Below are 22,353 nucleotides of genomic sequence, written 5' to 3'. Positions count from 1 at the left end.
CAACCGATGGCAGCGGCAGTGGCGCGATCCTCAATGCGCCCTGGCTGCTGCTTAAGTTCTAGCGAATCCCAAGATTTAACCGTCTGTCTTCTTAAAACTCGTGAAATACTTTTTCAGCACGCCCTATTTCGATTGGGACAGTAGTGAGGATGGTAAAGCCGCCCTCACTACTGTTTTTGTTCTAACGAGGCTAGCAAACAGTTATGAATCAGTAGAAAAAACGTTTTTTCAAGCCTACCCATCCTTTAAAGCCGCGTGGTTTTAGCCGTGTGGATCGCTAAACGCTGGGTTATGAATAAACGTTTCATCCGTTAAGCTTTGCAGAAAAGCCAGTAAATCCTGTTTTTCTTGTTCAGTGAGTCCAAACCCTGCGATGAACTGGCTCTTGAGCGGGTTTGTGCTGCCGATTCCAGCATAGGGACCCGAATCAATCGTTCTGCCCCCCGCCTTGTAGTGGGCGATCGCTTCCTCTAACGTTGCCACACTGCCATCATGCATGTAAGGGGCCGTTAACTCAATATTTCGCAGCGTCGGTGCCTTAAAGCGTCCCATATCAGTTGGGTTATGAGTAATTTCATACACGCCCGTATTGTTGGGTGGATAGGCTCCATTATCATCAATATTATAGAGTCCAGTGTTGTGAAAAGCGATCTCTTGAAACGCCAGTCGTTCATGCATAATTGAGTCACTAAAGTTCAATCCGCCATGACAATGAAAACATTCCAAACGTTCGCTATGAAAGAGTTTTTCTCCTCGCTTTGCAGATTCTGAAATGGCATTTTTTTCATTCCCATAACGATAGCGATCGTAAGGTGAGTTAAACGACACGAGCGATCGCTCAAAAGAGGCGATCGCTTTCATCAAATGATTCACATTGATATTCTCATCCCCTTCACCAAACACAGCTGTAAACATTTCACGATAGTGAGGATCATTGCGCAGCATCAAGAGGATTTCATCTTCTCTACCCACCATTCCCAGTTCTACCGGATGCTCACCGAACAAGGGGACTAACCCCTGCTGCTCCAGCGTAGTCATGAGTGGATTTGCCCAAGTCAATACAGAGTTATAAGCTACGTTTGCAAGACTCATCGAGTTGCGAGGATGCTGTTCTCCTGTTGCGCCTACGCCAACGGGTTTGCCATCGGTAAACGCCCGTGATTGCAGATGGCAGGTGCCGCAGGAAAAGTCTCCTGTTACCGAAAGGCTCTTTTCGTAAAACAAATGCCTTCCGAGCTCAACTTTTGCCTGACTCATCGGGTTATTGTCGGGCACGATCGGTCTGGGTGTCCAATCGGGCAAATCCCATTGATAGCTAGATGAATCAGATGAGGAGGCTGCCAGGACGTGATTAAATCCGATGGAGAGTAGGAACGAGAGGAGACAGGCGATCGCAAACGCTGACAAACGGTGTGACAAACGGTGCATCATTCCACATTGAAGAAAGTCTGCTGGTAGGCGACGGCACCATTAAAGGCTAGCCCAAGTGCATGCATCAGGCCGGTGCAATCACGATCACTGGGATCAGACATGCAGCCAGGAGCTGTATTGGGTTGATTTGTCCTGAGATTTGTCTCTGCCACGAGTGCGGCTAAGTCTGCCACAATCACATTTTGATTTGGATCAAACTCTGTCAGTGTAATGGTAGACCGATTAGGATTGCTGCAGCTTGATGGTCTTTGAGCACCTGCTGCACTTTCACACCCAGTACTGCCCAGATGGATGAAAAATGCTTGGCTATTCTCTCCATCACCCTCATGGGTTTGTTCGTGTCCAGAGCTACCGTGTTCGCTCTGATGCTGGGGCTGGCGCTCATGCTTTGGAGCCGAATTGGACAGCATTCCCGTTAGGTGTGTAGTGCTCAGGTCAATGCGCATAAACTTGTAACCCGACTGCCAGTTCCACCAGAGCGAGGTGAGGTTGAGGGGAGAAGCAGCTAGCGTTGAATCGGCATGATTTAACTCAAACGGCACTCCAACTGTGAACTGTAGGCCAGTGTAGTTTCCACTAGGAACGGTGCCAACAATGCGATCGTTCATTGCCACTGTTCCATTCGTACATCCACCAGACTTATCTTCAAAATCGAGCAGGGCTACATTCTCATACTGCCATCGACCATCCTGCTCTAGCGTGAGCGGCACCGTATTCCCATTCACATCAATCAGCGCTACATCCGATACGTAGAAACGAAAATCAAGGGGAGTAACGCTGCTGGCAGGTGTACCCAACATATAGCTTTGGTTGCAGCGAAAGGGTTGATCCCCGACCCGGGCTTGAAATTGAAGGGTTACGGGTTGCGTTGCTGCGGCTCTAGCTTGTACCCACACTTTTGTTTCAGCCGGATAGAGCAAACCAACTCCAAGCCCTCCAATGCAAGCGAGTGCAGTCGAGGTGAGCAAATGATATATCTTTTTCATAAGCACATGTTGAGAAGAATCATGATTTCTTGGTTGATCGCTCGCGTAGAGCGAATGTAACCTCGAAAAGTTAAACGATTCATTTCAGATTGTCAAAAGACAAGATGTCATATTTCAATAAGCCTCTTGTACGAATGGCTTTTTGACGGATGAATCATTGTGTGGCGCCGCCGCGCAATAATTCATACAGGAGGTTTATTGGGTCGCTTGTGTGTAAGCTTCATACAAGCCAAAGAACTTTAACGTATGGTAGAAAACTGTGAACAGAACTGAGAGGGTGCTTGAAACGTATCCAATGTTCTACATTTGCCCCCCAATCTCACAATTCTGGGGAGCTTTCGACCCTGTTTTTCATTCAAAGTTCTTCTCTTTGGGGGAATGTGGGGAACGGTTTGGGCCTTAGCTGGCACCTTTAAAACAGCCTCTTAGAACCGATGGAGTTGAGCGCCTGTTCGGGTTAAAATGCTACTTTAACGTGAGACTAACAAAGTGAAGAAATACCTTTTGAAACAATGGGTTGGTATTTCATTTCATTGAATTATTGAGCTTATCTTCGGGCTTTATCTTGTAACCTTTCCGTTGACCCAATGTTTTTTTAATCAAATGGCGATCGCGCTCTGGGTTTTCTCTTCTGGTTTGATTTTTAGCTTCTGGACAATTTACCGATGATTAAGCTGGTCTCTTCCTGCTATTACCAGAGCTATCATGCCGTTTCGGATGCCAATGCTTAAAGCGATTTATTGATTAGGGCAAGCAACGACGCTGCTAAACCCAAAAATCAATACGCCACTCACACACAAAGTTCAAAAAAATAACTTCTAAGATTTTGGGTGTAACTATCTCTCGTTGAGGCTACGCTTTAATCACCCCTTCCAGAATGGCCATGGAAACACCCCAATTTTTACAGAATTTGCCAAAACAATTTGAACCCCTACGAGCTTTTCTTGAGGGTAGTTTAAGACCCTACATCAAAATCCATGAGGAGAATGTTGGACACATAAATGAGGATTCGTCCAACGATCCACTAACCCTCTGGCAGAGCAAGATCGGAGGTAATCCTTATTTTCCGAGGGGGTTGGATTATCCCACCGATCCCACGACGGGGGAAGCGATGGCTCTCTTGGTGCAGTTAAATTGTGCAGACCTTCCCCTCATTCAGGGACTTGATCTGCCTCAGCAGGGAATACTCCAGTTCTATATGGGAGGCATCCAATTTGCCGATCCCGCGATGGACAACAGCCGTATCTGCACTCTCTACTTTCCCGAAGCTTCCCAGAATCGAGGTGATCTCATCACGGATTTCAGTTTCGTTAACGTAATGGAAACAATTCGGGGTGATTACGATGATATCTATGCCTTAACTTTTTCTGCTGAGCATGACTTTTTTTGGCTTCGCGTCCGTGGGAAGAACTCCAATGGCCTGAGGATTTGAGCGGTTTTTACCGGAGCTTCGAGAGCTGGTTGTATGAATACCATTACGAAAACGAGGCTGATAAATTAGGCAGCAAATTGGGTGGATATCCTGACCTGCATGGCACGGTTCCTGATATTGAAGATGCGGCTACCGGGCGACTACTGATGGAGCTGCAGTTTGGTGACGATTATCTCTTTTGGTTTATTGAGGATCAAAATCTAATCAATCGAGATTTTAGCCAGATCGAGTTTTATTACGAATCGGATTAATCCAATTAAGTACCTCGACACTATGAAAAACCGGACCCCAAAAGCTCTGTGCCTCTGGAGTCCCAGTCATCCGGCGAGGATGGTTCTCCTCACCGGATGGCAGTAGAAAAGAGCCCCCTTTAGTCATCAAACACATAGATGACTTCGCCACTGGTGAGGCCGAGGCTGAGGGCTTCAAAGCTATTATCGTCGTCGTAACGACCCGTCACCGTGACCCGATCGCCCGCTCGTAAATTGGCCTGACGGATGGGCCGTCTTTCGGCTTCTACTAGAATTTGTCCGGTACCGTCACTGAGAATGAAATCATCTCCCTGAACCCGCACAACTTCGCCAGAGAGGGCTACGGTATTCGCTTGTTGTAAATCCCCAATGGTCGTTTGGGCGATCGCTGCAGCGGTGGTAGCGCCAGCGGCGGCAAAGGCCAGTGTGATTGCAAAACCCAGTTTCATAGTAAATCTCCAAAGACTAGAGTGTGGTTGTCTCTATCTCTAGCGTGCAGGGTAAAAGTAACAAGAAGGTTTCAACAGAACTTTGACTGTTCCTGTTCCCCTGATACCGGGCTAATTTGGCGGCTTCAGTAATCTGATATGTTGCTGCAACCCGTCCCAACGGGGGCAAAAGATGCATCGTGCTACAACAGAAGGCTACAACACAAAGCTACAACAGAGGGAGTTTGATTTCAAACCGCGCTCCCTCGCCTGGAACACTCTGAACAGATACCGTTCCACCCTGGGCTTCAACGATCTGGCGAACGATCGCCAAGCCAAGCCCAAACCCGCCTGCTTGGCGCGATCGCACCTGATCGACCCGATAGAATCGGTTGAAAATGTGGGGCAAATCTTTGGGGTCAATTCCTATGCCGTTATCAATTACTTGAAGCACGGCCCAGCGGTGGACTGACGCACATCGCAGGGTAATGGTGCCCCCATCGGGGGTGTAGCAATGAGCATTCCTAAGCAGATTGGCGATCGCCTGCCGCAACAGATCGAGATTTGCCTTAACCCACAGCTCCTTTTCACAAAACTCCGTTCGCAAAGCTTGCTGTTTGCCCTCCAGTTGCGGCAAAAATTCTGCCACCAGCGGTTGAATCAGCTGCTGCAACTCTACAGGCTGCAACATCTCTGGAGCCAGTTGCCCTTCATGGCGGGCCAGCAACAGCAGTTGGCTCACCAGCCCGCTCATTGACTCCGCCACCTCTGTAATCACGGTCAGGCGGTTGTGCTGTTCCTGCGGGTCGGTGGGTTCCATTAAGGCAACCTGCGCGTGGCTCAAAATCCCCGCCAGGGGAGCACGCAATTCATGGGAGGCATCGGCAGTAAACTGCTGGAGTTGAGCATAGGATTGATGAATGGGCCGCATCGCTTTGCCCCCCAGCAGCCAGCCCGTCAGCGCGATCGCTCCCACAGCCAAGGGCACTCCCACCACCAAAAACCACCGGAGTTGTTGCAAGGGAGCTTCCACCGACTGCAATGAGGCCGCAATTTGAAGATAGCCAATTAACCGATCGTTTTGATAGACCGGCAAGGTGAGTTGCCGCAACGGAATGGATGCAGCCGTCGCGGGGTCAACTAGCGCGGGGTCAACTAGCGCGGGGTCAACTAGCGCGGGGTCAACCACCCGCAAGGTTTGAAACCCCGCCGGAGTCGTTAATTGGGTGGGAGGAATACTTCCAAAAAACTGAAGCAGTTGCAAGTCCGAGGTATACCAGCGAGCAAACACAAGATTGCTATTGCGAGGAAAGGAATCTTCCCCCAGGACGGGCACATTTTCCAGATCGGTGCGCTGCCGTCCTGCGTAGACATAACTCTCAACCCCGGCTGCCATAATTTGGCTGGTGTTATACAGAGACTGATCAAAGGTATGCAGGCGATCGCGGGCTTCTCGCAAGTACAGGATGCCTGTAAATAAGACCAGGATACTTCCCATCGACACCGTAAACCAGGTGGCTAAATTGCTACGACTGCGATTAAACAGCATAAAGTGCACGTGGAATTCCTGGAATTAAAGCTTACTCACGGTCGGCCTCTGGAACCGTGAGGCAATATCCCATACCATACACGGTTTGCAGCCAGTCTTCTGCCCCTACGGCCTGCAACCGCTGTCTCACCCGATGAATTAAGATGGTCACGGCTTTACTCTCAGGCACCATATCCCACTCCCACAGCGCCTGCTCAATCTGATCACGAGACAACACCTGACGAGGATGGCGCAGCAAATACTCCATCAGCTGAAATTCCCGCCCTGAAAGCTGAATCGCTTTTTCCTGCCGTTGGAGCATGAGGGTAGCCAGATGCAGCTGGAGGTCGCTTAGGGTGAGCACATCGCCTTGCCAGAGGGGCGATCGCCGACCCAAAGCTCGCACTCTTGCCAGTAACTCCATCACATTCACCGGCTTGATCAGGTAGTCATCGGCCCCCACATCCAGCCCGGTGATTTTGTCATTCAGGGCATCTTTCGCGGTTAGAAAGAGCACCGGAGAACTTTTTCCCAATTGGCGGTAGTGCTGGCACAACTGTATCCCGCTTACCTGGGGCAGCATCCAGTCCAGGATCAGCAAATCATAATGCCGCTCATCAATGAGCCGCTGGGCGATCGCACCATCCTGTACCGCATCCACCCCATGCCCCGATTTACTCAAGGCTGCTTTTAGGGGTTCTAGTTGAATGGGGTCGTCTTCTACCAGCAAAATTTTCATCGTGATCTATCATCCGTAGCCAAGCGCTAAAATAGCGAATCGAGTTCTCTATTGTAAGGGTTGTTATCCAATGCGCTGGACTGCCAAAGGGCTAACACTGGGGTGGAGACTGAGCCTGTTGCTGCCCTTGGTTGGTGCCCTATTTTGGTTCGTGACCGGGTTGATTAACCATCAGGTTCTTAGCCAACCACAGCCAGCGACCAGGCAACTCCAGGCCGTTGGACAGCATCAAGTCAATCTCTCATTTCAATTAACAATTGTGTCTATTGATGCAGAGATCGACCGCTTAACTGGCATCACAGGGGTGAGTATTCGTGCGGTTGGCTCGCCTCTTGAGGAAATGGAATTTAAGTTTCCTGTTACAGAGTTTGCTGATATTGAACAGGCGATCGCCCAAGAGCTGAATTTGGCACCCTCCGATATTCGCCAACTCATTCGCTATCGCATCGACTAGCGTTCACGCTGCGCACGCCCAATGCTAGACAGACAGGTGAAACGCAATGAGTAAATCGGCTTTTACATGAATTGTTGCATGGTACTGCGATGCAACAATTCATGCTTCAAATAGCCATGGGTGCAAGGGTCGAATGAAGCGTTCGCATGCGCTAATCTACCGCATGCTAAACGTAATCGATACGACCGCTGTGATGTCTTTTTCAATGGATGATGTATCGTAAATGCCGTAATCACTCACGTCTGTTGAATTGCGAGAAGTGATCTGAAATACGCCCGTTTCGGCACTGCGCACCGGCCCGACCTGCCCTCCTGTACTGATGGCGATCGCCTCAGCCCGTGCCTTAGCATCTTTGGTTGCTTCAGCCACCATTTCAACACGCATGCTGCTGAGTTGGGTATACAAGTATTGAGGTGGCTCAGAGACAAAGTTAATTCCTTCATTCAGCAGCTCTGATGCTTGTTGAACAAGCTGAGTGTATCGCTCAATTTCGTTAGAGCGAACTTCAACCCGCTGGGTTAGTCGGTAGGCCAGGGTTTGACCAGTTTCGCGCCCATTGCTATCAACAGCGGGGATGGCATAACTTTCGACTGCACTTAAGGTGATGGCATCATCCGGCACGTTCTGGTCTTTTAAGTATGACTTGACGCGCTCAGTTTGGCGGGTGAGGTCTCGATAGGCTGCTTGGGCAGTGGGCTCTTGGCTCGAAACGGATAAACGCCAAATCATGTAATCCGAGCGGATGGGACGCTTGGCTGAACCTGTAACAACTAACACATCGTTGGTTTGTTTCACGTCATGGACAGCTTTTGCGCCAATGGCTGAACTAATTACCAAAGCAAGAGACAGCGCTGCGAATCCTGCAAACAATTGCGGAAAGCGCTCCAGAGTAGAGTTTGACATAAGACTTAGTGAAAAAATGTTAAAGATGGAACGATGCTCAGATGACAGATCTGCCATCTGTTATGGAACGACATCGGTGAAAGAATTCAACGCTCAATGTGATTACAATCGGTACCCAGGAATGATGCGACCCCGAAAGACCGAAACTTAGAGTGAAGCTTGATATTTACATCTACAAACTGTCAGCCTTAGATTCCGAATTGAATGGAAAAAGTAAAAAATCTGATTAGTTACAGGAGCATTGAGTGGAATGCTGGAGTTCAGCGATTTGATGACTCATCCGGGAGAACGTACAAATCGCCATAACCTCACCTATCATGTGCCCTCAGTATCACGATCGCAGCAGCCGTCATGTTGGCCTAGTTCCGTCTAGGAGTTGGCATTATCCAAACAGGCTTCTGACCCTGCAACCCTGATGTAACGGCAGTTCGGGTTAAGGGTTTTTTCAAAGATCGCGTGACGCGTGACCTTTGAAAAAAACCAGAGTTGCGTGCACAACGCGTAGGCAACTCTGGGTTTTTCAGCTTATCCCGGATTCACATTGATGTACGTTGGGAGACTTGCCGCTGGAGGTATCGGCTGCTTCACTTGAGCTTCAACCCTGGCTGCGACGAGATGATTGGCAGCAGATCTTTTCTCCCAATATGACGAGCGAGATACGATTGGTGGTGCAACAATTCATCGATTGCCCATTCGTGGGGACGACCAAGCGGTTGTATTTGCAGGGTAAGGTGTTTGAGCTGATTTTGCCCTACATGCTCATTTCTACATAAAGCAAGAATTTCTTGTAATTGAGGGAAGCCGCTAGGTGTGTGAGGATGACGAAGCCTGGTTTGATGGTGCGGATGGCGGTGGTGATGAGCCTGGGCAGTGGGGCGATCGCCTTATTCCTACACTGCTACCCCCCCTCCAGATCAGGCCAACTCGCGAAATTCAGCAACGCCTCGTCCAGTGATGCACGTTGTTAGGCCCAGTTAATGATGAGAAATAACATGGGCGATCGCCTCTACACAATGCCCAATGCCACCGCTCGCACACTCACTAGAGGCTTCCGCAATCCCATGTTCTGCATGGCTAACCATCTGACCAACAGACTGAAGCCCCTTCCCATCCAGAATGTCACCCAACTCGTAACAGGTCAAATCGACTTCCGGTACAGGTTTTTCAGCCAATCTGCGCCGATTGCGGTAGAGATCGACACAGAAATATCCAACTCCTAACGCAGTAGATGAGCCAATTAAGAGGGGAATCAGGGGCATAGCCAGTACCTCATCGCATTGATACATATCATGATAACTTTACGAAAAAAGCGTTTGTGGCAACTCTCGCGACTCACCCTCCTGCGTCTACTGCGCTACTCCAAGCCCTATCGACGCCAGGTTGGAGGGGCGATCGCCAGTTCCATTCTCAACACACTCTGTGACTTAGCTTCCCCCGATTAGACTGGTATTTCCATTCTATGAAGTTCATATGTGTTCTTGTTTCATGGAACCGTAGCCGAAAACATTCGCTGTGGCAGTCTCGATGCCACTCGTGAACAAATTATTCAAGCGGCAAAATTAGCAGAAGCCCATGAGTTTATTGAGCAGCTCCCTCAGGGGTACGACACCATTGTGGGAGAAAGGGGACAGAAACTTTCGGGAGGACAACGACAACGCTTGGCGATCGCCCGTGCCATCCTCAAAGACCCACCAATTCTGATCCTCGATGAAGCCACTTCAGCGGTGGATAACGAAACCGAAGCGGCAATTCAAAAATCCCTGGCAAAGATTACCCAAACTCGAACAACCATTGCGATTGCCCACCGCCTCTCGACCATCCGCAACGCCGACTGTATTTATGGGATGGAGAATGGTCAGATCTAGAACAGGGATCTCATGACGAATTGCTTGTACGCAATGGTCTGTATGCAAACCCTTGGGCTGTACAGTCTGGATTTTCATCAACGCTGCGTTGAGCAACCTATCAGCTGATATAGCGATAGCCAGTTTGATTAAGACATTTTTGGGGATGGCTTCGCCATCCCCAAAAATGTCCTTGTCTCAACTAAGCTGTCGCCAGCTATACATGGTCAGAATGAGGTGCACTGGGAACCTGCTGCCTGCTCTCAACTCAATAAGATGGGCTACGGGTAGAAATGAAGAGAGGGAGAGCAGGATTTTAGCTACCGCCTTCAGCAGGGAGCCCAGCGGTGCAACCGTGCGCCGCCAAAGCCTGCTCTACCTGGGGGGCTAGCGCCTCTGAAAAATCCGGAGGCAGCATGGGGGAACTGCTGGCGGCGATCACTCGCACTCGTTGTTGATCGTCCTCCACTCCCCATAGCATGACTGGGTAGGCTTCTCCCACGGCATATTGGGTGGTGAGCAGAGCAGAGTCCTGTGAACGTACCTGGCTACTGCGGAACATGCCTTGCTCCACCGTCGCCACTGAAAAAGATAGGATCTCGGGGCTAATCACATCCTTGACAGTTTCCCCTGTTTCCTCATTCAAAATGTCGAGGCTCCATTCTGGCTGGAACTCCAGAATGCATAGCTTGCCTGGGGTGGAGCTAGGAAAAACGTTGAGGCTATAGGGATAGCCCTCGTCGTTTTTCCAATAACCCAAAAAGTTCGCTGCATCCGCATGGATGGCACTCCATTCCGCGCGGTAGTCTTGCAACGCCTCAGAATATCTGGGAGGCGCGGGCAGCTTATCTAACCCCGCCCATGCAAACCAAGTTTCCATCCCTGTCTGCGTTTCTGCCTCCAGGGCCTGCCCTCTCTCCTGGGTTAACGGTGGTAACAGAGGCTCAATCACAACGGGCAGGGCTTGAGTTGGGGCCTCGGGAGGATTCGCGGCATTCGGGTCAGAGTCTGTGCGGGGCAGCGGCACACAAGCCAACGCTTGGGCAGCTATGCACAAGCATCCCAGACTTACGGCAAGACCAGTACCATGTCGGTGCATATAGGAGTTCTGCAGTTATGTTCATCTCAAACTATCACTCAGATCGCAGTGATAGCTTGAACTTGGGTCACCTGTGGGTGTGTCACAGTCGGGGCTGGTGGAGATGGGTTGCCAACTTATCTAACCTGAGTTTTGGATAAGCTGAAGTGCCCATTTTTGCGTGCGTGACGCGCAAACCTCAGAAAAGCCCTGAACCGAAACTGACGTTATCTAGAACAGGACTTACGCAAGCCCACTAAATCTGGTGGGTTGGTGTTGTGGTTAGAGTGCGAAGCACCCTGCCCACAACACCAATGAGTAAGACCAGTAGGACAAGGATGCGATCGCGACAATTCAGCGAGTGCGATCACACTAGCGGCTGTTTGTGAACCTGTTTGTGAACCTGCATTCGTTGAACCCTTCACCGAAGACTCAGCATGCGATATCCCATGCCTCGCACCGTCTCGATGCAGTCGCTGCGAAGCTTCTTGCGCAGGTAGCCTACATATACATCTACAATATTGGACCCCGGATCATAGTCATAGCCCCACACCAAATCAAGTAATTGCTCCCGGCTAAGCACCTGTCCGGCGTGGCGCATAAAGGTTTCTGTCAAAGTAAATTCTCGAGCTGAGAGATCAACGGGCTTGCCCGATACCTGAACTTGTCGAGTGAGCCGATCCAGCATAATGGGCCCAATGGTCAAAATATTGTCGTTTGAATTGCCCATGAGGTGGGCAGTGCGGAGACGGGCTTTAATTCGCGCCAGCAGTTCTTCAAAGCGAAAGGGTTTGGTGACGTAATCATCTGCTCCTGCTTCAAACCCATGCACTTTGTCATGAATATCATCCCGAGCGGTGAGCACAATGATGGGTTGGCCAAATCCCTGCCCTCTTAGCTCACCCAGGAGCACCATGCCGTCTTTGTCAGGTAAGCCCAGATCAAGAATCATCAGATCGAAATCGCTGCTAAGGGCCAGGTTAGCGGCCTGAGTTGCATCTGGTGCATGGGTTGTCGTAAATCCATTGGCCTGTAGCCCCTTGACTAGAAATGAGACAATGCGGGGCTCATCTTCCACGATTAAGATGCGACTCACGATGGCAACTCCTAGGGTGGCTTGTAAGGGAGGACCAGGGTAAATGTAGCCCCCTGGCCAGGTTGGCTGTTGAGATCGACCTTACCGCCATGAGCCTGAGCAATGGCCTGCACAATGGATAAGCCTAGCCCGGTTCCTTCGGGATGAGGTTTGCGGCTGTTGCCCCGCACAAAGCGTTCAAAAATACACAGTTGGTCAGCGGGGGCTATGCCCTCGCCGGTGTCTTTTACCCAAAGATAAACCTGCCCCTGGCGCAACGCTGATCCGAGGGCGATTCTATCTCCTAGCTCGGTGTGGTGAGTTGCATTTTGTGCCAGATTGATGATTGCCTCTGTTAAGCGTTGCCGATCGGCGACGAAATGCCCTGTACCCAAAGCACTCAGCTGCCAGTGACGGTCGGCCAGGGTGGTGATTTTGGTGAACAGTTCTTCGGTAAAGAGGGTTAGGTCAATTACTTCGGGAGATAGAAAGTCTGGACGTTCGGCTTTAGCCAGCAGCATGAGCTCATGAATAAATCGGCTGATGCGATCCAGTTCGTCCAGCACAATATCGAGGGTTTCCTGTTGTTCTTCCGGGGTAGAGCCCATGAGCTCCAGATGGCCTCGAATGATGGTGATGGGGGTGCGCAGTTCGTGCCCCACATCGTTGAGCAGTTGCCGCTGGCTGTTAAAGATGGTCTCAATGCGATCCATCATGTCGTTGAAGGTGACAGCGAGTTCGTCAATATCGCCGCTGCCTCGTACGGGAATTCGTTCGGTCAGGTTGGATTCGCTGATGGATCGGGCTGTTTGACTGAGCAACCGCAGGGGGGCCAGCACTTTGCCAGCGGCTAGCCAGGCCAGTAGTGATGCGATCGCCAGCACCATTAGCGATACCTGGGTTACAATCTGCACCGCCTCATCCACCTCATCCCGCTCTCCGGCTGTCAGATAAGCCACCACAAACACACCGCCAATCTGAGCGTTTGGGATAACCGCATTGGATAAGGAATAGAGATAAACCGGCTCAACCTGATACAACACCATCCCCGATGGAGTCATTTCGATCCCTTGAGTCGGTTCAGTAACGGTTGCCCAGCGCTGAATCAAGGGAGCTTCGGCTTGAAGAGCTGTGGGTAAGGCTAAAGAACTGGCTCGATAAAATTCTCCTTCCGAAATGGTGATCAAATATTCACTGTCTTCGGGAATGTTGCGAGATAGGAAAACATTAAAAATCGCTTCAATATCATTATCAAAGGGTTGCCCAGTTTCAGGATCGTTGCCATCTCTGAGCTGCCGAAATTCTTCAATTTCTTGCTGCAGCGACTGCTGTACCCGTTCCTCAAGACGGCTGATGAGAATCTGCCGCACCACCAGCACTGAGGTCACGCTAGAAAGGGACATCAGCGCCAGATACCAAATGAGAATTCGGGTGCGAGCTGCTCCCAAAAACTGCCACTTTGTTTTCGAGGGTTTATTCAAAGAACTCATTGAGGGCAAGTGGATAAAACCTTTCCAAATCAACCGTGTCCAAATCCAGAAGTGAATTGTTCCCTAAAACGACAGATTGTAGGTTTGACTGAGGTATCCACCGAATTGGGTTCCATTTTCTCTTAAACCTGCCTTCATGGCCAATGCCTCCCACGAACTTCGCGCCCCCCTAGCGGCGGTGCTGAGCAATGCTCAAGTCGGTCTGATAGCCCTTAGAGGACTTTCGTTTCTGGCACGCAGAAAGGACTCCCGGCTCCAGAAAACCTGCAGACGGTGGATTCAACCAATCAGGAACGAGTCAAACGACCAACCTGTTTGGGATGAATGCCTAAACCCTGCGCGATCGCACCCTCTACCTCAGCTTTTTGAGAATGCTTGAAACCTTCATGTTACTTTTGCGCTGTAGCCTGAAGAGTGATCCATGAGTCAAACGCTCGAAGTCGCCGCAGAAATCGCCGCCATCAGGACGTTCGTCTCACCGTTCGCAAACCATCACCGCCTTGGACGGATTAGCCTTGCCCTGTATCATCCGTTACTTATGATTCGTGTCTTAGTAACTGCCAATCATCTTTCCCTCGCTGGCCTGCTAGAAAAAGGGCTGCGGCTTCAGGGGTGGACCACATCGATCGCAACAAACTACAGCGCTGTCATCGAGGCTATTGGACAAACTCCCAACCTGGTGCTGGTTGATGCTGACTTTTTTCAGGCTGATACTGCATCTTTGGTGTCGATCATCCAGCAGCAACAGCTATCCCTAATTCTGCTAGCAGGGGACTATAAAGTTGGAGGCTATGATCTGCGAAAGATTGCTGCCCCAGAAGATATTTTCATCAAGCCTTTCTCAACTCGATACTTAATGACCGTTTTGAAGCAAAAGCTTGCTTTGAGTGGATGCTCCCTCACCCGCTAGCATCGGAAGGGTGGTTGTGTCAATTTCGAGGCATTGGCTAGCCGAATAGAGCTTTTGGGTACGGACAAGTAATACCCTGAAAGCTGACTATGCTGACTGAGTGAATTCACCATGTACGAAACCTTGAAGAAACTAGCCAGGCTGTGGGTGCACAAGGTTCACCCTCGGTTGATGTCGTTCGTTGCAACCGCTGGGGTCACCTGGCTTGGGGTTTGTTTGCTTCTGCTTTTCGGCTTAACCAATCTGGCTGAGGAGGTTCTGGAGCAGGAAACCTTTGCTTTCGACGAAATTATCCTGCTATCGGTGAACCAGTATGCTAATCCCGTGCTGGATCAGGTCATGCTGACTGCGACCCGTTTGGGCGACCCGGCTATTGTGGTGCCCCTGACCTGCATTGGCGTCGTTTGGCTGTGGTGGTATTGGCGGTGGCGGATTGCCGCTATTTTTGCCATTACCTGCATTGGTGGGGCGGTGCTGAGTACGGGGTTCAAGCTAGTCTTTCAGAAGGAGCGCCCTGTGCTTTGGTCGCAACTGATCACTGAAACCTCCTACAGCTTTCCGAGCGGTCACGCTTTGGGGGCAATGGTGCTCTATGGTTTTTTAGCCTACTTGCTGGTGCAGCGGTTTCAATCGCACAAGCGGTTGATTTACGGTATTGCTACTTTGTTGATTGCCAGTATCGGTTTTAGTCGGATTTATCTGGGGGTTCACTGGCCCACAGATGTGGTGGCCGGCTACAGCATTGGCTTTCTCTGGCTCAGCGTGTGTATTGGCTTGTTTCAACTTGAAATTAGACGGTCAGAAAAATAACAACTTCTAAGCACCTCGACACCATTAAAACCCAGATCCTATGCAAGTTCATGGCTGATTTCTGGGAGGGTGGCTGAGAAGTATTCAATGTTCTGCATTGGCGTCCCACCCCCCAATTCTGGGGGACTTCCGACCCTGTTTTTCCATTCACAGGCCCCCGATTTTGGGGGATGTCGGGGGCGGTTCGGGTCGCAATTGTCACCTTAAGAACATCCTCTGAGCGGATGTTCTTATTCAAGTTGCTGCAATCGGATTTCGCAGAGGGTCAGAATTCTTTCAGTTAAATGTTGACGAGCGGTGATGCGGTTGCTGATGTGAATGTGGCGGACTAAGCTCAGCACTGTGTAATGCTCAATTGCCCTACGAAGTTGGTTTGCATCCAAGTGATGGTCGCTCGTTTCGGAGGTAAGACAGGCTTGAATAAATGCTTCCCGTAAGGCAACTTCCTGCTCATGCATGGCTGATGGATCACCCATTTGTCGAAGACTTTGCTCCGTAATGTGGGCAATGAAGTTGCCGATATCGAGGACTGGGTCACCATGGCAGCAAAGATCAAGGTCTACCAGCCAGAGGCGATCGCGATCCACAAGGACTTGGTCAGGATAAAAGTCGCGATGGATGAGTGCATGGGTGCATGGGTGGATGAGTGGGTGAGTGGGTGGATAAATTGTTGCAGCGGCGGTGTCACAGTGCTGAAGGATGGTTTCAATGCGCGATCGCCAGTGGGGATGCTGGTCAGCTACGAGGAGGAGTCCTGTGTGCAGGATGCGGAGTTCATCAGTTTGGGTGTGGTTTTTGGGAGAAGCAACAGGGGTGTGATGGAGTTTGTGGGCGAGGGCGGCGATGCGACGGGCGAGGGAGACACCGGCAGCAGTGGGCAGCACGTCCGTAGCGGGAATGCCGGAGACTTTGCGCTGAAGCCACATCTGCCAATTTGGAAGAACGCCCAGAGGTTCGGGAACAGAGAAACCGTCAGACCTGTTGGCGGCAAAGCCTTGGTTCCAGAGTGCTTGCTGAACTTTGTAGCTGTTCCAATCGGTACCTTTGGCACGAATTTTGCCTAAGATCGTCAGGGAGCCCTCTACTGTGGTGAGGTGGTACTCCACCAGGGCACGACGGCCTAGTTTGTGACGGACCAAAGTGGCAGCGGTGACCTCACGCAGATTTGGAAAGAGGGGTTGCAGCTGTACCTGAGCTTGTTGTCGGTCAAGGGTGTCAGCTAAAAAGGAAATGTTGGGATCTAAGGCAGATGTACTCACGGTTATTTCGTCAGATCTCATTTTGGTTGGAAGGAATAGAGTCCTATTGTTTTGAAAAACCAGGTTCTTGGTGGCGAGAAATTAATATCATGCTCGCTTAAATGCCTACAGTTGATTGATCAATGGTTTATTCACCAACGTCATGATATTAATTCCTGCTGTTCATCATTCGTCAGCACACGCAACAGAGCCTTCTGACAGCGAGTCATGTCCGCTAGGAGAGAGACTTTTCTAGCTTGGCAAATCTTGCTAAAAAGGGTGGTATTTTTGCTAAGCAACCCACTAGTCGGCTCTACTAGTAAAATCAGGCGGGAAATTAGATTGCCACCATAGATCGGGATTTTCTGAAACTGGAAAAGCTCCAATGCTTGGCTCAGGTCGTGCAAGATGGGGCGCTAAACCAGCCTGGTTCATAATGGGAGAGGAGCGCAGGTAGAAGTTGCCAGATGCGGCGTCGATAAATGGAGGATGATCCACGATGGTATCGGTGCCATTTAGGGCATAGATATTGGCATAGTTATCGGGCGGCCATCCGGCATAAACAGCAGCATCTGGATCGTTTGGGCCAGCTATCAAGTTATGAGAAATATCAATATTTTTTTGTTGCAGCACGTCTTCAATCTGAGTGGGATTTTGATTGGGAGAGCTGTTGGAAAGGTCGCGAATGTTAGAAGAATTGGCGAAGTGGCGATCGCTATATCCTATTTGAAAACCGGAGTTTTCGCTAAAAATGTTGTGTCTGATTTCAACAGATTGCAGACTTCCTGAGAACAGATATAGCCCACCAGTAATCCAATGAAAAGCTTCGCCGGGATTAGGTTCTCCGTGACCATTGTGATGAACCGTATTATTGTAAATCTTGATATTTTCGCGCAAACCGTCGCCGCCCCATCTAGAGAAAATTATCCCAGTTCCTGAGTTGTTGTAGAGTAAATTATGATGGAATCGAATATTCCTCATTGCTGCATTGCCTCTTCCTTCTACAGAGATGGCAAATCCAGCACCTTTACAATCATGCGCAACATTGTTCAGCACTTCGACATTTTCTAAGATGCCGCCAGAAATATCCACATAGTAGGCTTGTCGTGCCATATGGTGCACGTAGTTATGGTGTACGATTCCATGCTTACTCGTTTCCTTAACGTCAATCCCTTCTTTTTTTCCGTCTCGCACTAAGTTATAGGAAACTTCAAAATCAGTTACACTGCCGAGGGAAATGGCCTCATGCGGAGCCTCCGCATGGGTATACAGAAAGTCAGCCATGGCAAGCCAATTAGCGTTGACCACCGTATTGCCAATGACCTTTTGATCCTCACTGTGCCAAACACCAATTCCTGGTGAGAAAGTGTTTTCGACTTGATTATTATAAAGTTTTATATGGGCGCTATTTCTGACAGTAATTCCAGAATTGTGGGAGTTAATAATTTTTAGTCCCTGCACTTGGACATATTGAACATTTTCTAACTGAAAAGCTCCCTGGTCCTGAGCAAAAGGGGGCTGGCCAGAAGGAGGAGCCACCCTGACGGACTGTGCATCTAAAATAGCCTGTTCTTGGGGAAATGCTCGATAAGTAATCCATTGATCGGCAGTACCAGAATTTTTCGCATGGATCTGTTGAGTTAGAGGGTAGGTGCCAGCACGAACGTATACGGTTTCCCCTGCTTTTAATACAGCAGCAGCATGGTTCACAGTAGCCCAAGGATGTTCGAAGGAGCCTTCATTCGTATCGCTTCCATTCAGTGCGACATAAAAAACATGAGGTTGGGTGAGATCTAAAGTTTGCGCCTTCAGCCATGTGGAGCTCATGACCGACAGTAACGTCGTCAAGATAAAAACAGTTGACAAATAAAGGACTCTTTTCAGCACAAAAAACTTGCGAAATAACATCGAATACACCTCAGAAATGGTTTACCTTTTCTCATCAATCCACAGGGTCTTTGCTTGTGCGGCCATACTCATGCAAGCGAAAATCAAAGGAGGAAAGATTTTAGTGTATCGATGTGTCTTTCACCTCTGAAAAAAACTTTATCTTTGCCAGGATGACAGGTTACATCATCTCTTTGAAATAGCGGGGTGAGTCATTTTTTAAGAGGTACTCGCAGGACACCTCCGAAAGATAAGCCTAATCACCCTAGGACTCACGCACTCATCCGAAAAACCAGGGGATTGAATGATGTTTGGAGCGCTTAGCGCTCCAAACATCATTCAACGGCGTAAGTCCTGAACCCAATTCAGACTATGGATATTACCCTCTGCTAACCCGCAGGAACATAAGCAGAACAGTCCGGCACACAGCAGATCTGCCCTATTATGCCCCTGTCAATGAATTTAATCTCCGTGGCCTGTCATACAGCCCATGATTGCGCGGTGGTGTATGTATCAATAGCAAACCGTTTACACCTATCTTTCGCACTTGGTGGCTCGATGTCACTTGGAAGCGTATCTATTGGTACTTGCGCCAATGGGTCCGCCTCAAGCAAGCGCAGAGTGGCAGGCCCAGTTTCGTCCTCATCGATTCTCAAGCGGTCAAGATTGAGGGTGCTTATCAACCCGGCAGTCGGCTTTTGTATGCACATTGCGCACGCCAAGATAGGGATCCCGGCTGATCCAGACCTGACGTTAACTCATTGGAGTTACTTCTTCCCGAATGACAGATTGCATTCTGAACAAAGCTGCATAGGCCTCATTCCGCTGCATCAACGCTTGATGGGTGCCCTGTTCCAAGACCTGACCCTGCTCTATGTAAAGAATTTGATCCGCCTGGGTTGCAAGATGCAGGTCGTGGGTGATGAGAAACGTGGTGCGATTTTGAGATAGCTTTCGCAGAGCATCCACCACCGCCTGTTCGTTGGCTTTGTCCAGACCTGTGGTGGGTTCATCGAGAATTAGGATGGGGGTGCGGCGGATGGCGGCTCGTGCGATCGCAATTCGCTGCCGTTGTCCACCGGATAGGGTTGCTCCCCGTTCCCCAACTATCGTGTTGTAGCCTTGAGGCAGAGCGGTAATAAACTCGTGAGCATTCGCCAACCGGGCAGCGGCTTCAATGTCTGCACCGCTGACCCCGGCAATGCCGTAGGCGATGTTTTCCCGAAGGGTAGCGGCAAACAGCAAGCTCTCCTGTAGCACTACGCTGATTTGGGGACGAAAGCTGTCCAAGGTGTAGTCGCGAATATCCTTGTCGTCGATCAGCACCCGTCCCGTTGTTGGATCATAAAGCCGCAACAGCAAACTCATCAGGGTAGACTTGCCGCTCCCAGAAGGGCCAACCACCGCCACCTGTTGCCCTGGTTGCACCGAGAGAAAAATGCCCTTCAGCACCTCACGTCCTGGCGCATAGGCGAAATGGAGGTTTTCCAGCCGCACTGCCCCCCGCAAGATGGGGGCGGGCTGGGCGTAGGGCAGATCAGCAACTTCTGGGGTTTGCTCCAGCACATTTAGAATGCGCTCCCCAGAGGCGGCAGCTTTCGCTAAACGTCCGGTGTACTTCGCAAAGTTCTGGACGGGTTTGAAGGCGTTTTTTAGATAGGTCATAAACACCAGCACATCCCCTGGAGTGAGGGCATCCTGAATCACTAGGCGAGCGCCGTACCACAGCACCAGCGCAGTTACCAGGGCAATCAGCACATCCACTGTGCGTTCCAGGTGGGCCGCAAGACGCTTAGTTTGAACACTGTCTTCTAAGCTGCGACGGTTCTGCTGGGCAAAGACATCGGCAAAGGCATTTTCCAGAGACAGAGCCTGCACCAGCTTGATTGCCGCGAGGGACTCTGCTGCTGTGGCGGCTACGGCTCCTTCCTGCTGCCGTTGCTGGTAGGAAGCATGGCGAATTCGCTGGCTGAACCGGGTTGCTGCAAGCCAGAACAGGGGAAACGTCATCAACGAGAGCAAGGTCAGCTTCCAGTCCAACCAGGCCATGACGATGACCATGCCCGTTAGGGTCAGAATACTTGTTGCTAAAGGCAGGGCTGCCGTCAGCAAGATTTCCTGCAATCGGCTGGCGTCGCTGCTGACCCGGATAATTAAATCTCCGCTGCGAGCCTGGTGGTGGTAGCCCAGAGAAAGTCGTTGTAAGTGTCGGTAGATGCGATCGCGCACCCGCATCATGACTCGACTGCCCACAATGGCCAAGCTAACAGTGCTCCAGTAGGTGGCCACTGCCCGCAGTCCAGTAATGGCGACAATGCTCACCACTGCTACAGTTAGCAGCAGAACTGGGTCCAGCGCTTCTAGCCAAGGTACAGCGCTTCGACCACTCTGGGGAGGAATCAGTACATCGTCAAAGATCACCTTCAGGGGCCATGGTTCCATCACTCGCAAGCCTACTTCCGCCAACAGAGCAATGCCAGAGCCCATCAGCAAGGGCCATTGGGGGCGAATATCATGCCAGAAACGGCGCACAAAACGCCACAATCCAGGAACCGCTTGTTGGATAGGAGTCGTTCGGTTCATCTTTTCAAGTTCTCGTGGTAAACGCCCCCCTCCGGTGAAGGGGAGGTGGGTTGTAAAGCCTGGGCGAACCCACTCCTACCTTTTCCAGGAAGGGATTGGCCCGTCTCTGGGATTGGATATTGGTTCTCAGGAAAAACCTGTCCAAAGGCCATGGTTAAAATCCGCTGTGCCACCATCTCCCAGGTGTGATGGGTCAGGATGTATTGCCGTCCCGCCTGCCCTAGCCGTTGCCGCAGTTCCGGAGAACGCCAGAGTTGTGCTAAAGCATCGGCCAACGCCCCTTCATGTCCTGGCGGACACAGCCACCCGGTTTTGCCGTGGGCGACCAGATGGGACAACTGCCCAATATCACTCACGACTACCGGCAGCCCCGCTGCCATATATTCCACCACTTTTAGCGGTGAGAAGTAGAAATCTAAATTGGCGGGATAAGGTGCGACTGCCACATCCATTGACGCCAAGAGGGCAGGAATATCTGACGGTGGCACAGCGCCAGTGAGGTGGCTGACGTGTAACAAATCCCGGTGTTCCAAATCTGCTTGAAGGGTGTCTCGCTGGGGACCCTCTCCCACAATCAACAGTCGCGACTGGGGCACCCATTGATGCAGTTGGGCAAAGGCGTTCACCAAACAGGAAAGACCATGCCAGGGCTTGAGGGAGCCGACAAAGCCTACGGTGAAAATATCTGAACTTTTGGGAATTACAGATTGTCGGTGGGTGGTAAAGCGACGGTGATTCACCCCATTGGGAATAACCTGAACTTTATCGGCCATACCCCAGCGATGCAGATACCCTTTGACTTCTTCCGATACGGCCACGATCCCCGTGGCGGCATGGAATACTCGTTCGGCGACTTGTTCCGCCGTTTCCCGATGCACTAGGCCACGGTGCTTGGCATGCTCTTCGATCAGCGGTGCATTTACCTCCAAAATGCCGGGAATTCTCATGGTCTGGGCAAATTCCATAGCGCTGTAGCTCCACAGAGAGTAGCGCTCATAAATTAGGTCAAAGGGACCGCTCAGGTGCAGCTCGGTTTGCAAATCGGGATTGATGGCGAAGGCAATTTGCTCCCTTAAACCCGGTTCTCCTTTCGGGATGGGGGGAAGTCGATGAACTTTCAAATCTGCGAGATCTGCCGGGGGGTCATCTCCCCATCGCACAGCAAATAGCTCCACGGTGGCTCCCTGCTGCCGCAAGGCGCGAATTACCTCTTGCACGTGGATGGAACAGCCCTTCTGTCCAAACACGGGAATCCCCGGATCGGCGCAGATGTAGGCAATACGCAT

23 protein-coding genes are annotated in these 22,353 nt (G+C 50.6%); 9 read left to right on the top strand and 14 right to left on the bottom strand.

The features are described from left to right. Window positions 1-261: 261 nt before the first annotated feature. Together ACQ4M4_RS23115 and ACQ4M4_RS23110 are read right to left on the bottom strand one after the other, a co-directional pair. Window positions 262-1,431 carry an MbnH family di-heme enzyme gene (locus tag ACQ4M4_RS23115; RefSeq protein WP_430686832.1) on the bottom strand — a complete coding sequence of 390 codons (1,170 nt, stop codon included), beginning with the start codon at window positions 1,429-1,431 and terminating at the stop codon, window positions 262-264. Continuing rightward, the gene (locus ACQ4M4_RS23110) at window positions 1,428-2,417 is read right to left on the bottom strand and encodes an MbnP family copper-binding protein (protein ID WP_430686831.1); all 990 of its coding nucleotides are present in this window, start codon (window positions 2,415-2,417) and stop codon (window positions 1,428-1,430) included. Before ACQ4M4_RS23110 ends, ACQ4M4_RS23115 begins: the two co-directional genes overlap by 4 nt. Window positions 2,418-3,300: 883 nt before the next feature. Here ACQ4M4_RS23110 and ACQ4M4_RS23105 point away from each other — a divergent pair. Then, on the top strand, window positions 3,301-3,849 hold the full coding sequence (locus tag ACQ4M4_RS23105) for a DUF1963 domain-containing protein (protein ID WP_430686830.1): 549 nt from the start codon (window positions 3,301-3,303) through the stop codon (window positions 3,847-3,849). A gap of 29 nt (window positions 3,850-3,878) precedes the next feature. Then, the gene (locus tag ACQ4M4_RS23100; protein ID WP_430686829.1) at window positions 3,879-4,100 is read left to right on the top strand and encodes a hypothetical protein; all 222 of its coding nucleotides are present in this window, start codon (window positions 3,879-3,881) and stop codon (window positions 4,098-4,100) included. Between the two features lie 119 nt (window positions 4,101-4,219). Here ACQ4M4_RS23100 and ACQ4M4_RS23095 read toward each other — a convergent pair whose 3' ends face one another. The 3 genes from ACQ4M4_RS23095 to ACQ4M4_RS23085 form a co-directional block, all read right to left on the bottom strand. Beyond that, window positions 4,220-4,549: a NirD/YgiW/YdeI family stress tolerance protein gene (locus tag ACQ4M4_RS23095; protein WP_430686828.1), complete on the bottom strand. Its 330-nt coding sequence runs from the start codon at window positions 4,547-4,549 to the stop codon at window positions 4,220-4,222. 208 nt (window positions 4,550-4,757) lie between these two features. Next, window positions 4,758-6,077: a sensor histidine kinase gene (locus ACQ4M4_RS23090; protein WP_430686833.1), complete on the bottom strand. Its 1,320-nt coding sequence runs from the start codon at window positions 6,075-6,077 to the stop codon at window positions 4,758-4,760. 31 nt (window positions 6,078-6,108) lie between these two features. Further along, window positions 6,109-6,795 (bottom strand): response regulator transcription factor, encoded by a 687-nt coding sequence (locus ACQ4M4_RS23085; protein WP_430686827.1) that lies wholly within the window; start codon window positions 6,793-6,795, stop codon window positions 6,109-6,111. A gap of 70 nt (window positions 6,796-6,865) precedes the next feature. Here ACQ4M4_RS23085 and ACQ4M4_RS23080 point away from each other — a divergent pair, with 70 nt between their 5' ends. Continuing rightward, window positions 6,866-7,249: a hypothetical protein gene (locus tag ACQ4M4_RS23080; RefSeq protein ID WP_430686826.1), complete on the top strand. Its 384-nt coding sequence runs from the start codon at window positions 6,866-6,868 to the stop codon at window positions 7,247-7,249. Window positions 7,250-7,405: 156 nt separating this feature from the next. Here the strand turns inward: ACQ4M4_RS23080 and ACQ4M4_RS23075 are convergent, their stop codons facing one another. Further along, entirely contained in the window at window positions 7,406-8,152 is a 747-nt protein-coding gene (locus ACQ4M4_RS23075) for an SIMPL domain-containing protein (protein WP_430686825.1), read from the bottom strand. A 560-nt stretch (window positions 8,153-8,712) separates the two neighbouring features. Here ACQ4M4_RS23075 and ACQ4M4_RS23070 point away from each other — a divergent pair. Then, a complete protein-coding gene (locus ACQ4M4_RS23070; protein ID WP_430686824.1) occupies window positions 8,713-8,925 on the top strand; it encodes a hypothetical protein in 213 nt (70 codons plus the stop codon). Window positions 8,926-8,960: 35 nt separating this feature from the next. After that, a complete protein-coding gene (locus ACQ4M4_RS23065) occupies window positions 8,961-9,107 on the top strand; it encodes a hypothetical protein (RefSeq protein ID WP_430686823.1) in 147 nt (48 codons plus the stop codon). A 19-nt stretch (window positions 9,108-9,126) separates the two neighbouring features. Here ACQ4M4_RS23065 and ACQ4M4_RS23060 read toward each other — a convergent pair whose 3' ends face one another. After that, window positions 9,127-9,411, bottom strand: coding sequence for a hypothetical protein (locus ACQ4M4_RS23060; RefSeq protein ID WP_430686822.1), 285 nt, complete (start codon window positions 9,409-9,411; stop codon window positions 9,127-9,129). Window positions 9,412-9,441: 30 nt separating this feature from the next. Between ACQ4M4_RS23060 and ACQ4M4_RS23055 the strand changes: the two genes are divergently transcribed. Both ACQ4M4_RS23055 and ACQ4M4_RS23050 read left to right on the top strand, forming a co-directional pair. Further along, window positions 9,442-9,594 (top strand): hypothetical protein, encoded by a 153-nt coding sequence (locus ACQ4M4_RS23055; protein ID WP_430686821.1) that lies wholly within the window; start codon window positions 9,442-9,444, stop codon window positions 9,592-9,594. 30 nt (window positions 9,595-9,624) lie between these two features. Then, window positions 9,625-10,017 (top strand): ATP-binding cassette domain-containing protein, encoded by a 393-nt coding sequence (locus ACQ4M4_RS23050; protein ID WP_430686820.1) that lies wholly within the window; start codon window positions 9,625-9,627, stop codon window positions 10,015-10,017. Window positions 10,018-10,312: 295 nt separating this feature from the next. Here ACQ4M4_RS23050 and ACQ4M4_RS23045 read toward each other — a convergent pair whose 3' ends face one another. From ACQ4M4_RS23045 to ACQ4M4_RS23035, 3 genes are all read right to left on the bottom strand, one after another. Then, window positions 10,313-11,095: a hypothetical protein gene (locus ACQ4M4_RS23045; protein WP_430686819.1), complete on the bottom strand. Its 783-nt coding sequence runs from the start codon at window positions 11,093-11,095 to the stop codon at window positions 10,313-10,315. A gap of 400 nt (window positions 11,096-11,495) precedes the next feature. Next, window positions 11,496-12,170 carry a response regulator transcription factor gene (locus tag ACQ4M4_RS23040; protein WP_430686818.1) on the bottom strand — a complete coding sequence of 225 codons (675 nt, stop codon included), beginning with the start codon at window positions 12,168-12,170 and terminating at the stop codon, window positions 11,496-11,498. 11 nt (window positions 12,171-12,181) lie between these two features. Continuing rightward, entirely contained in the window at window positions 12,182-13,630 is a 1,449-nt protein-coding gene (locus tag ACQ4M4_RS23035) for a sensor histidine kinase (protein ID WP_430686817.1), read from the bottom strand. A 430-nt stretch (window positions 13,631-14,060) separates the two neighbouring features. On the opposite strand from ACQ4M4_RS23035, the gene ACQ4M4_RS23030 reads away from it, so the two are divergent. Then, window positions 14,061-14,549, top strand: a complete 489-nt coding sequence (locus ACQ4M4_RS23030) for a hypothetical protein (RefSeq protein WP_430686816.1) — start codon at window positions 14,061-14,063, stop codon at window positions 14,547-14,549. Between the two features lie 111 nt (window positions 14,550-14,660). Then, window positions 14,661-15,359 (top strand): phosphatase PAP2 family protein, encoded by a 699-nt coding sequence (locus ACQ4M4_RS23025; RefSeq protein WP_430686815.1) that lies wholly within the window; start codon window positions 14,661-14,663, stop codon window positions 15,357-15,359. A 230-nt stretch (window positions 15,360-15,589) separates the two neighbouring features. Here the strand turns inward: ACQ4M4_RS23025 and ACQ4M4_RS23020 are convergent, their stop codons facing one another. The 4 genes from ACQ4M4_RS23020 to ACQ4M4_RS23005 all read right to left on the bottom strand — a co-directional run bounded on the left by ACQ4M4_RS23020 (window position 15,590) and on the right by ACQ4M4_RS23005 (window position 22,353). After that, the gene (locus ACQ4M4_RS23020) at window positions 15,590-16,618 is read right to left on the bottom strand and encodes a phosphotransferase family protein (protein WP_430686814.1); all 1,029 of its coding nucleotides are present in this window, start codon (window positions 16,616-16,618) and stop codon (window positions 15,590-15,592) included. Window positions 16,619-16,900: 282 nt separating this feature from the next. Next, a complete protein-coding gene (locus tag ACQ4M4_RS23015; protein WP_430686813.1) occupies window positions 16,901-18,505 on the bottom strand; it encodes a right-handed parallel beta-helix repeat-containing protein in 1,605 nt (534 codons plus the stop codon). Between the two features lie 732 nt (window positions 18,506-19,237). After that, window positions 19,238-21,067: an ABC transporter ATP-binding protein gene (locus ACQ4M4_RS23010; protein ID WP_430686812.1), complete on the bottom strand. Its 1,830-nt coding sequence runs from the start codon at window positions 21,065-21,067 to the stop codon at window positions 19,238-19,240. Beyond that, window positions 21,064-22,353: a glycosyltransferase family 4 protein gene (locus ACQ4M4_RS23005; RefSeq protein ID WP_430686811.1), complete on the bottom strand. Its 1,290-nt coding sequence runs from the start codon at window positions 22,351-22,353 to the stop codon at window positions 21,064-21,066. The genes ACQ4M4_RS23010 and ACQ4M4_RS23005 overlap by 4 nt, the downstream gene beginning before the upstream one ends.

Origin of the sequence: Leptolyngbya sp. AN02str (assembly GCF_050565595.1) — a bacterium.
In the GTDB taxonomy this organism is placed as follows: Bacteria; Cyanobacteriota; Cyanobacteriia; order Elainellales; family Elainellaceae; genus Kaiparowitsia.
The sequence above is the reverse complement of the archived record's forward strand: the minus strand, read 5'-3'. Positions and strand labels throughout refer to the sequence as shown.

Coding starts and splice junctions, on each gene's coding strand:
- ACQ4M4_RS23010 (WP_430686812.1), bottom strand. CDS start 21,067: ATGAACCGAACGACTCCTATCCAACAAGCGGTTCCTGGATTGTGGCGT.
- ACQ4M4_RS23095 (WP_430686828.1), bottom strand. CDS start 4,549: ATGAAACTGGGTTTTGCAATCACACTGGCCTTTGCCGCCGCTGGCGCT.
- ACQ4M4_RS23015 (WP_430686813.1), bottom strand. CDS start 18,505: ATGTTATTTCGCAAGTTTTTTGTGCTGAAAAGAGTCCTTTATTTGTCA.
- ACQ4M4_RS23060 (WP_430686822.1), bottom strand. CDS start 9,411: ATGCCCCTGATTCCCCTCTTAATTGGCTCATCTACTGCGTTAGGAGTT.
- ACQ4M4_RS23030 (WP_430686816.1), top strand. CDS start 14,061: ATGAGTCAAACGCTCGAAGTCGCCGCAGAAATCGCCGCCATCAGGACG.
- ACQ4M4_RS23085 (WP_430686827.1), bottom strand. CDS start 6,795: ATGAAAATTTTGCTGGTAGAAGACGACCCCATTCAACTAGAACCCCTA.
- ACQ4M4_RS23075 (WP_430686825.1), bottom strand. CDS start 8,152: ATGTCAAACTCTACTCTGGAGCGCTTTCCGCAATTGTTTGCAGGATTC.
- ACQ4M4_RS23110 (WP_430686831.1), bottom strand. CDS start 2,417: ATGAAAAAGATATATCATTTGCTCACCTCGACTGCACTCGCTTGCATT.
- ACQ4M4_RS23115 (WP_430686832.1), bottom strand. CDS start 1,431: ATGATGCACCGTTTGTCACACCGTTTGTCAGCGTTTGCGATCGCCTGT.
- ACQ4M4_RS23105 (WP_430686830.1), top strand. CDS start 3,301: ATGGAAACACCCCAATTTTTACAGAATTTGCCAAAACAATTTGAACCC.
- ACQ4M4_RS23025 (WP_430686815.1), top strand. CDS start 14,661: ATGTACGAAACCTTGAAGAAACTAGCCAGGCTGTGGGTGCACAAGGTT.
- ACQ4M4_RS23090 (WP_430686833.1), bottom strand. CDS start 6,077: ATGCTGTTTAATCGCAGTCGTAGCAATTTAGCCACCTGGTTTACGGTG.
- ACQ4M4_RS23055 (WP_430686821.1), top strand. CDS start 9,442: ATGATAACTTTACGAAAAAAGCGTTTGTGGCAACTCTCGCGACTCACC.
- ACQ4M4_RS23080 (WP_430686826.1), top strand. CDS start 6,866: ATGCGCTGGACTGCCAAAGGGCTAACACTGGGGTGGAGACTGAGCCTG.
- ACQ4M4_RS23005 (WP_430686811.1), bottom strand. CDS start 22,353: ATGCGTATTGCCTACATCTGCGCCGATCCGGGGATTCCCGTGTTTGGA.
- ACQ4M4_RS23045 (WP_430686819.1), bottom strand. CDS start 11,095: ATGCACCGACATGGTACTGGTCTTGCCGTAAGTCTGGGATGCTTGTGC.